This window comes from Photorhabdus hindustanensis, assembly GCF_002968995.1.
In the GTDB taxonomy this organism is placed as follows: domain Bacteria; phylum Pseudomonadota; class Gammaproteobacteria; order Enterobacterales; family Enterobacteriaceae; genus Photorhabdus; species Photorhabdus akhurstii.
In genome coordinates, this window is sequence record NZ_PUWT01000148.1 from 1 (window position 1) to 8430 (window position 8430).

At 38.7% G+C, this 8430-nt stretch carries 13 protein-coding genes and 1 pseudogene; 13 read left to right on the forward strand and 1 reads right to left on the reverse strand.

Annotation, left to right across the window (positions count from 1 at the left end; all coding sequences use genetic code 11):
* The 10 genes from C6H66_RS24735 to C6H66_RS24785 all read left to right on the forward strand — a co-directional run.
* On the forward strand, nucleotides 1-1673 hold a 1673-nt coding region (locus C6H66_RS24735; protein ID WP_181150307.1), incomplete at its 5' end, for a DUF637 domain-containing protein.
* Nucleotides 1670-2080, forward strand: a complete 411-nt coding sequence (locus C6H66_RS24745) for a DUF6911 family protein (protein WP_105397037.1) — start codon at nucleotides 1670-1672, stop codon at nucleotides 2078-2080. The genes C6H66_RS24735 and C6H66_RS24745, both read left to right, overlap by 4 nt.
* A 24-nt stretch (nucleotides 2081-2104) precedes the next feature.
* Complete coding sequence (locus C6H66_RS24750) at nucleotides 2105-2797, forward strand: DUF769 domain-containing protein (RefSeq protein WP_105397038.1); 693 nt, start codon at nucleotides 2105-2107, stop codon at nucleotides 2795-2797.
* Nucleotides 2798-2806: 9 nt separating this feature from the next.
* Nucleotides 2807-3160, forward strand: a complete 354-nt coding sequence (locus C6H66_RS24755; RefSeq protein WP_040154117.1) for a DUF596 domain-containing protein — start codon at nucleotides 2807-2809, stop codon at nucleotides 3158-3160.
* 17 nt (nucleotides 3161-3177) lie between these two features.
* Nucleotides 3178-3465 (forward strand): hypothetical protein, encoded by a 288-nt coding sequence (locus C6H66_RS24760; protein WP_105397039.1) that lies wholly within the window; start codon nucleotides 3178-3180, stop codon nucleotides 3463-3465.
* Between the two features lie 221 nt (nucleotides 3466-3686).
* Nucleotides 3687-3989 carry a hypothetical protein gene (locus tag C6H66_RS24765; RefSeq protein ID WP_105397040.1) on the forward strand — a complete coding sequence of 101 codons (303 nt, stop codon included), beginning with the start codon at nucleotides 3687-3689 and terminating at the stop codon, nucleotides 3987-3989.
* An 81-nt stretch (nucleotides 3990-4070) separates the two neighbouring features.
* A complete protein-coding gene (locus tag C6H66_RS24770; protein ID WP_105397041.1) occupies nucleotides 4071-4646 on the forward strand; it encodes a hypothetical protein in 576 nt (191 codons plus the stop codon).
* Nucleotides 4633-4887, forward strand: coding sequence for a hypothetical protein (locus C6H66_RS24775; protein ID WP_036782105.1), 255 nt, complete (start codon nucleotides 4633-4635; stop codon nucleotides 4885-4887). Before C6H66_RS24770 ends, C6H66_RS24775 begins: the two co-directional genes overlap by 14 nt.
* Nucleotides 4888-5043: 156 nt before the next feature.
* On the forward strand, nucleotides 5044-5172 hold the full coding sequence (locus C6H66_RS27370) for a hypothetical protein (RefSeq protein WP_282183136.1): 129 nt from the start codon (nucleotides 5044-5046) through the stop codon (nucleotides 5170-5172).
* A gap of 95 nt (nucleotides 5173-5267) precedes the next feature.
* Nucleotides 5268-5768: a hypothetical protein gene (locus C6H66_RS24785; RefSeq protein ID WP_036810725.1), complete on the forward strand. Its 501-nt coding sequence runs from the start codon at nucleotides 5268-5270 to the stop codon at nucleotides 5766-5768.
* Between the two features lie 138 nt (nucleotides 5769-5906).
* On the opposite strand, the gene C6H66_RS25765 is transcribed toward C6H66_RS24785, so the two are convergent.
* The gene (locus tag C6H66_RS25765) at nucleotides 5907-6113 is read right to left on the reverse strand and encodes a hypothetical protein (protein WP_146111141.1); all 207 of its coding nucleotides are present in this window, start codon (nucleotides 6111-6113) and stop codon (nucleotides 5907-5909) included.
* A gap of 91 nt (nucleotides 6114-6204) precedes the next feature.
* On the opposite strand from C6H66_RS25765, the gene C6H66_RS24790 reads away from it, so the two are divergent.
* The 3 genes and pseudogenes from C6H66_RS24790 to C6H66_RS24800 all read left to right on the forward strand — a co-directional run.
* Nucleotides 6205-6420, forward strand: coding sequence for a hypothetical protein (locus C6H66_RS24790; protein WP_146110683.1), 216 nt, complete (start codon nucleotides 6205-6207; stop codon nucleotides 6418-6420).
* The gene (locus C6H66_RS24795) at nucleotides 6417-6899 is read left to right on the forward strand and encodes a hypothetical protein (RefSeq protein ID WP_051560853.1); all 483 of its coding nucleotides are present in this window, start codon (nucleotides 6417-6419) and stop codon (nucleotides 6897-6899) included. Before C6H66_RS24790 ends, C6H66_RS24795 begins: the two co-directional genes overlap by 4 nt.
* A 161-nt stretch (nucleotides 6900-7060) precedes the next feature.
* Nucleotides 7061-7339 (forward strand): annotated as a pseudogene (locus C6H66_RS24800) (DUF637 domain-containing protein); the annotation flags it as partial.
* Between the last annotated feature and the right edge of the window lie 1091 nt (nucleotides 7340-8430).

An 8430-nucleotide genomic window follows, 5' to 3' on the forward strand; every position in this document is an offset into this window, starting at 1 on the left:
CAGGCGCCACGGGAGCTACGGCGAGCGCGGTTTATGGGGCGGCTTATGGCGGAATGATAGGGTTGACCTCGCAGGCGGCGGTGGCCTTAGTTGAAAATAAAGGGGATCTCACCAAGACACTGGCAGCCTTAGCGAAGCGCGATTCAATCAAATCCCTTGTTACCCAAATAGCCGTGGGTGGCGCATTAGGGGGATTAGACCACACGATGGGTTGGGGAAAATTAGTGGAAGGAAAAGGCGTTGTCGATCCGATAAAAGCGCAGCTTCCCTTATTGAGTAATAATAATTGGAGTCAGGTGGCCCAGCGTGTTGCGGCGCAATCCATCGTGAGTTCAACAATAGGGACGGCGATTAACGGCGGCAGTTTTACGGATAATCTGCAAACCGCATTGTTGAGTAATATTGGTAATCAGATTAATGCGGAAGGCGCCAAACTGATTGGTGATAATGGGGAGGTTTTAGGCCACTCAGGCAGGATATTGAGCCATTCGGTTGTGGCAGGCATCAGTGCTGAAATTGCTGGTGGGGATGCCAAAGGGGCGGCTGTAGGTGCGCTGGCGGCTGAATTAGCGGCAATCACAATGGAAAGCAGGCTATTTGAACCGGCGTATAAGAATGAAACAGAGCGACAAATCCATAAGCTTCAGGAAGCGCTGACGGGTAATGAAGTTAAGGCCCAGACCGCTAAATTTGTCGGGGCGTTGTCAGGCGCACTGATTAGCCATACCCCGGAAGGCGCTTACAGTGCGGCGAACAGCGCGGAGCTTGTCTATCGAAATAACATGACTGAGCACATGTTGTACCAGTTATCGGTAGATAATCAAAAAGACATCTTAGCGGCAGGAAAAGGGGATAAAGCTGCGGAAGAGCGCGTCATTGCGCGGCGGAATGCCGCGATTGCCGTTACCGCAGTGGCGGCAGGCGGTTACGCGCTGGTTTATGGCGGTCAGATACTGATTGCGGGTTCGGCTGAAATAGCAACGGCAGGGCGTGTTGCGCTTGAAGGCTGTAAAACCAATCCGGCGCTGTGCCTGAATAACGTGGGTATTTTTGTCGCTGATGCGGTTGCGCCAGAAGCGGCGGTTGGGACCGGCGTTTTGGCTGCGGGAACGGTAAAGGTATTAGGTAACACCAAAGAAGGTGCTAAGGATCTGGCGGAAGGATTGAGTCACGCCTCAAAACCGCTGTTAAGAAATGATAAGCCTAATACTGATGCCGTAGCTAGTTTGGTGAAGAATGTATCTACAAAAGAAACCATAGCCCCGAAAGTTACAGCTAAATTAGAAGTGAATGGAAAAATATTTACTGATACGAATCAAACAGCAAGAGCTTCTGAACAGGCAAATGCGAAACAAGGTACTCTAATTGCTGACAGGATTTTGGCAAAAAAAATAGCTAAAGGTAAAGAATTACCAAACGGCAATATGGCAACTGCTCATGCGGAGATCGGTGCCATCCAACAAGCCTATGATGCAGGTGTTTCAAAAGGTGCTGATTTAAAAATAACAGTAGTAGGAAAAGATGTTTGTGGTTATTGCAAAGGAGATATTGCAGCAGCAGCCGATGTTGCAGGTGCAAAATCAGTTACTGTCAATGCTGTAGATGATATAACTGGTTTACCGAAAACATATATTTGGCAATCAGGAATGAAATCCTTACGGGAGGTTAAATGAATATAGATATGGTTATTGGGGGATTTAGTCTTACATGTTTAGGAGAGAGAGAGCAGCTTTCCCCGGTTATAAGACCTTCTGAACAGGACCTATACCGATTGTTAGAATATATGCGTGATAGAACCGGTGTATTGACTATAAGAAATAATTTCGCTGATGAATCAGGCCCTTATCAATTATCTTTGTATTCACAAGATAATAATTACCTACTATTATTAAGTGAATTTGATATAGAAGGTGAACATAATGTAAGAACACCAAATAATGACAATGCCTCTGGAGATTGCATTGATATTTTAGGTGAAATGCATAGTGATAAAACTTTAGTTCAAAATTTCGATTTTATATATCGCGTATTTAAAGAATTTTTTAACACAGGCAATGTATCAAAAGAACTTCTAAATTAAACAACAATCCCGGCACTGTGAGCTGTGCCGGGGCTAAACGGTTCAACGCTCACGCTGTGCCTGAATAATGTGGGCATTTTTGTCGCTGATGCGGTTGCGCCAGAAGCGGCGGTTGGGACCGGTGTTTTGGTGTCTAACTCTGTTCTTATTTTGGACAAAAGCAAAGAGAGCGCCAGTGCATTGACAAAAGCGTTAAATGAATCCGCGAGTGTTTTATCGAAAACTGGGAAGTTCGAAGAAAAAGCAGTCGCACAGATCATTCAAGCTGAAATGAAAAGTGATGTATTGTCAAAATCAACTCTTGATGCTTTGCAAGCAGTTCAAAAGATACATAAAGAAGATATTCTGAAGATTTTTGATCGTAATAATACCGAAAGTGATTTGATGGTTTTTGGACAAAAATTTAAGCAAGTGTTAGGTGAAGGAGGTAGCAACAAAGCTGGTAATGTTAAAGTGTTTGCGACCGAAAAATTGACTGAGCAGAATATCCGCGCTTATGCAGAAAGTTTAACGGGTGGAGTACCTTTCACAGAAATACCTAATAAACCTGGTCGTTATTATGCCAAGTTAGCAAACGGTAGTACCGTAAACTTGCGTAAAGTTTCAACCAGTGCAGATAGAACTAAAGCACGCTGGACGATTGAAATTATTGGTGATGAGCAAATAGGAAAATTGCAAGATAAGGTTAAGAAACCTGTGGAAATAAAGTTTCAATAAGGCATTAATATGTTATTTCATGATGATGAATATAAAGTATTTCGAGATGAGTTAGAAGGGAGCTCCCCGAGTACTATTTGGGGGGCTATGTGTGCAAATAACTTAAACAAAATTAACCTTTCTTTTGAAGAGAGAAAGAACTATTTTTTGGAGTTTATTGAGCGGTTGTTAAAAGAAAACAAAATCAAACTTGCTAAAAACGGTGTGTTTTTGGAAGGTACCACCGACGAGCAATTGACGCATTTTCGGGTTGTTTTTCCTAAGACCGAAGAGGAGTTATATTATGGTCTATGGTTCACATTTGAAGAATGTCCTGGAGGGATAGTTTGGGTTTCGGATGACGGTTCGTTAGATTGGACATAGTTGCAGGGAGTAAATAGATGAAAAGAATAAAATTAATGGCTGATTACGATTGTTATCCATTATGGCTTGATTCAGATGATGAGGTTGGGAATATTGATCCTGATGTTTTACCAATTAGTGATTCTCTCAAAGAAGAATTAAATAATTGGTCTAAACAATATGATGAAACATTAAATTTGGATGATCCCTTAAATTCTGGATTTTCAACCCCAGAAGCAGAAATAGTCTTTAAGGAGAAAGGTCAATATCTGCGAGAAAAGCTACAAACTGAATTGAACAGTGGCTATGAAGTAGTATATCAGTAATGATTACTAATCCCCGATTGTTAGTTAACTGCACCCCAAAAGTTAGACCCTAACTGATTAAGGTGCAATTCATCCAATCGGGGCTATATTCTTCTATTTTTATGATAACTGGTTTGCCAGCATAAAATCCGAGCTGTTCCAGTTAGAACCCTGTAATAGTGAGTTGAGGTCGATGAAAAATATGGCCGGGTAGTTACAGTAGACTTTGGGATTATAAGACAATGAATAAATTAAACAATATTACTCTTACTGAGTACGACTTTAGACAACTTAATTTGATGAAAGAAATTCTAGGGTCATATGTTGAAAATAAAACTCCTTTAAATGTACTAATTGATCGCTTAAGAGATTTATTGGATTGCTTACAAGATGTGAATAATGAATGGAAGGAGCAGTTTTATGAGCATTGGCTGAGTTTGGAGCAAGTTTATGCTGTAGCTTTAGATAGAAATGAACCACTAAGTCAATATGAAAGTTATATTAATGATTCAGTTAAGGGACTGAATAGCCTGTTAGGATTGTGATTAAAAGATACCGATTTTTTTAGACTATACCCTAATTTCTGGATAGTTTTATCCGATGGTTAGCATGACTTGGGGCCGGTATTGTGTACCGGACTCAGGCCATTCAAATTTAAAGGTTTTGTAGAGGCTAAAAGCGCATTAGATTATCTTGCTGCTGCAATCGCCATTATTCCAAGCGCGGGTGATGCTGCCGGGAAAACTATCAAGGCGGTAGAGAAAGCCTTACAGAAAGGTGATATTGGGGAAGCTTCCAAACTGCTCAATAAGGCCAGTGATGAAATAAAAGTTAAGTGGGTTGATGAAAATGCAAGCATGAGTCAACGGGCAAAAGGCTATAATGATTCTGCATCAGGTGCTCGTTCAAATATTGAAACTAAAAAGGGACAGGCTCCCAATATTGATAGAATAGACACTGATGGAAAAAACAAGCCTGTTAGGTTTGATGGTGTAGATGATAATGTCATGATAGACAGAAAAATATCTGTTGTGACAACCCGAAAAGCGAAAGATCAGGCATTACGACAATCAGATGCGTTAAAGCGCAATGGTATGACAGGACGTTGGGAAGTACCTAATCAAACTCAGGCGAATAGAGCACAAAAAATGTTTGATGAACTTGGAATCAAAAACATAGAGGTGAAAGTTGTTAAAGAATAGCAATATTAGGCTTGTAAAGGTCATTATTGATCTTGCCATATTTTTGGAGTTTACAAGTGAAGAACTGCTTAATCCGGATTCAGCAATAGAAATAATGGAACAAATGGCAGCGGAACTTCAGTTACTTAATGATGATGAGAAACAAGAGGTAATTAGACTTTTCCAAGATTTATCAGATAATTATACTGGTGAAGTATATGATTATGTAAAAGGATTACCAGAATTTCTTGGCTTAATTTAATAGAAAGAACCCTGACATGTTGAATTGCACCCCAAAAGTTAGATACTAATTGATTAAGGTGTAGTTCATCCAATTAAAGAGGGCAAGGAAGTTCCCTATGGCACTAAAGGCAGTGTTCTTCCAGACTGGTGTCAGGGCAATGTTTGTAGTGTTGAAGTGAAGAACTATAATATTGCAACGAACAAAAATGGCTTGATTAATAATGTTGCCAGACAGGCGATTGAACGGCAGAAGAATCTACCTGCGGGGATGAGACAAGAAGTTGTTATTGATATTCGAGGGTAACATGTTACACAAAGGCAAAAGGATACGATCATTCAGGGAATAGTTCAAAAATCGAATGGTGCAATCAGTCCGACAGATATAGGGTTTAAAACAAAATGAAAAACATAGGGTTTCATGGTGGCCATACTGTTTATGAACATGGTCCTGCTTCAGATGTGGTTGTTTTTTTTCAGTGTATAACGACTTATGCCGAATATGTTCAATCTGAATATGATTTTAGTTTATTAACGGATCGTCTTTATCGTCGTTATCTGAAACAAGATGAGCTCAAACCAGCAGAGGAGCTTATGTCTATTGTTGAATATTTATTTAGTAAAATTCAGAGTAATACAGTAGATTGGCAAAAGATGGGAGGAGATACTGAGTTAACCAATCTGGATTTTAAGCAGCCAACATTAAATCTTGTATTTATGGATTATTTCCGTCGTTTTATTGATGCTAAGGAGTCTGCAAAATCATTTTTAGACACATTTAAAATATATCAACCAGTAAAAATAGTGATCTCCGATTTACCATGGTTTATTGATGATAAAAATCGCCCTCTTGAGCAATACGATGCCTTAGATCCAGATGATCCACCATTCTGGTTACGTTAAAGAAGTTCTCGATATGCTGAACTGACCTAAAGAATTGGACAGGTTACACTAAACAGATAATGATATCTGAGTTCGGAATTCTACCGGACTCAGGCCATTCAATTTTAAAGGTTTTGTAGAGGCTAAAAGCGCATTAGATTATCTTGCTACTGCAATCGCTATTATTCCCGGCGCAGGTGATGCCGCTGGGAAGGCTATCAAGGCAGCAGAGAAAGCCTTACAGAAAGGTGATATTGGGGAAGCTTCCAAACTGCTCAATAAGGCCAGTGATGAAATAAGACAGTTACCAAAACCAGGAACTACATCACTCCCCAGTAGTGGTGTTGGAGCGGGAAGTGTTTTCAAAGTTGATGATGCTCAGTTAGGGAAAAAACTTGGAAAGCATGTTGAAGATTTTGGCGGTAATGCATCAAATGCTACAGACAGAAAAATGCTGTTGGATAAAATAAATGATATAGGTAACAACGCAGATAAAACAATCCCAGGAGTTTTTGCTGGACAGGGCCCTAATGGAACAAGAGGTGATGTATTCTTCAAAATAAAGGGTAATGACGTTGTTGTTACTAAACCAGACGGAACTTTTGTTACCATCCTAAAAGATGGGGTTAATAATACTTCTGTCAAAAACGCCTTAAAAGGAGAACCTCGTTGAATATTATTTCTAAAGAAGCCCATGATTGGGGAATGGGCATTATTGGCAACCGTCTTAAATCTGTTCAGGGATTAGTCTATATACTCCATGTAGAGGATATAGAGCACCCTCAAGAATTACTTTTCGAATTTGAAGGGGCTGGTGTATCAAGGAAGATATCTTGCAGTCAAGACGGCTCATCACTAGTTGTATGCAATAAACCGATGTTCGAGAGTGACTTAGGTGAATACGGGAAACAAATAATTAAGGATATATCCCAACATCCAATATTCAATGAATTGATAGGCCGGAAGTTATCTCGTTTTAATGCTATTTACTCTGAAATTGAGCAATGTGTCATTGGTTTTAATTTTATTTTTTGTAGTTATGGTCAGATTAGCTTGCTTAATTTGGGAGATGAAATATATATATATAACGATATTCCAGAGTGTATTTTTCTTGAGGAGAAAATCACTTTAGTAAATATAGTAAATCTATAATTTTAACCCCACTATGAATATGAACTGCCCCAAAGTTGGGCAGGTTACACTCGGCAGCTAATGATACCTGAGTCCGGAATTTCACCGGACTCAGGCTATTTCACTTTAAGCTGATTCTTTCGTGGTGGTCATAGTGGATAGACTCTTCTATCCACAATTTCGTCGTGAGTTCGACACTGGGCACGGCCATTAATGGCAGCAGTTTTACGGATAATCTGCAAACCGCGTTGTTGAGCAATATTGGTAATCAGATTAATGCGGAAAGCGCTAAGCTGATTGGTGATCAGGGGCAGATTCTGGATGTTCCGGGTAAAGCGATTAGCCATGCCGCAGTGTCCGCTCTGGCGGCGGAGATTAGCGGCGGGGATGCTAAAGGGGCGGCAGTGGGCGCATTAGCCGCAGAACTGGCCGCCATCACCTTGGATAAAACCTTTAACGACACGATGGCAATTCAGGTATTAAAGAAAGTGCCAAGAATCTGGCAGAAGGATTGAATCATACCGTAAAACCGCTGTTAAGAAATGCTAAACCTGATACCTATGTTAATCCATTATTCAAAATAAGGAATATTCTTAAATCGCCTAAAAATTTTAATAACATATTGTCGGTTAATCAGCTTTTCTTTAATACTTAATAACGCTTTATTTTATCAACAAAGGTTAAAAATTTTCAGGATTAATAAGTCAGAAATGTGATAACGGTTAGATAGGTGTTTAACCGTTAACAGCGAGTGAAAACAACTCGGAAAAATAATGATATTAAATTGATTTTAGTGTTAAATCACCTGACGGTATAAAAAGAGAAATGGTTTAAATTAAACAGTAAAAAAGAGATGTTATTAGATGGGATAAAAAAGTGTAAAGCTGGTTTAAGTTATCACGGGTTTGTATAATCAATGTAAAATAATAATGCTGAAAGTAATTTAATTCGTATGCCGTTAAATCATTTATTTGATGGTTTTGTTATTCATATTTTTCATGATTGATGATTTAATTGGTTTATGAAAAAGCTTATTCCTTGGTTTAAGGCGTTATTAAAGACGATTCCTTTTGAAAAATAGATTATATGATTAATTTATTCATATTTTTATTTGTCAGTTTTTCCCAGCAGACATAAGCATTAATAAAATCAATTTTTGTTTTTCATTTTTCACTGATGGCTTTATAATAGGTAGGCTTTAGACTGTTATTAAAATTAAAAAACATTGTCTTAATTCTTGGGTTAATCGGTATGAAGTTTTAACGATAGTTTTAACGATAGTTTTAACGATAGTTTTAACGATAGTTTTAACGATAGTTTTAACGATAGTTTTAACGATAGTTTTAACGATAGTTTTAACGATAGTTTTAACGATAGTTTTAACGATAGTTTTAACGATAGTTTTAACGATAGTTTTAACCTGTAAAACCTGTAAAACCTGTAAAACCTGTAAAACCTGTAAAACCTGTAAAACCTGTAAAACCTGTAAAACCTGTAAAACCTGTAAAACCTGTAAAACCTGTAAAACCTGTAAAACCTGTAAAACCTGTAA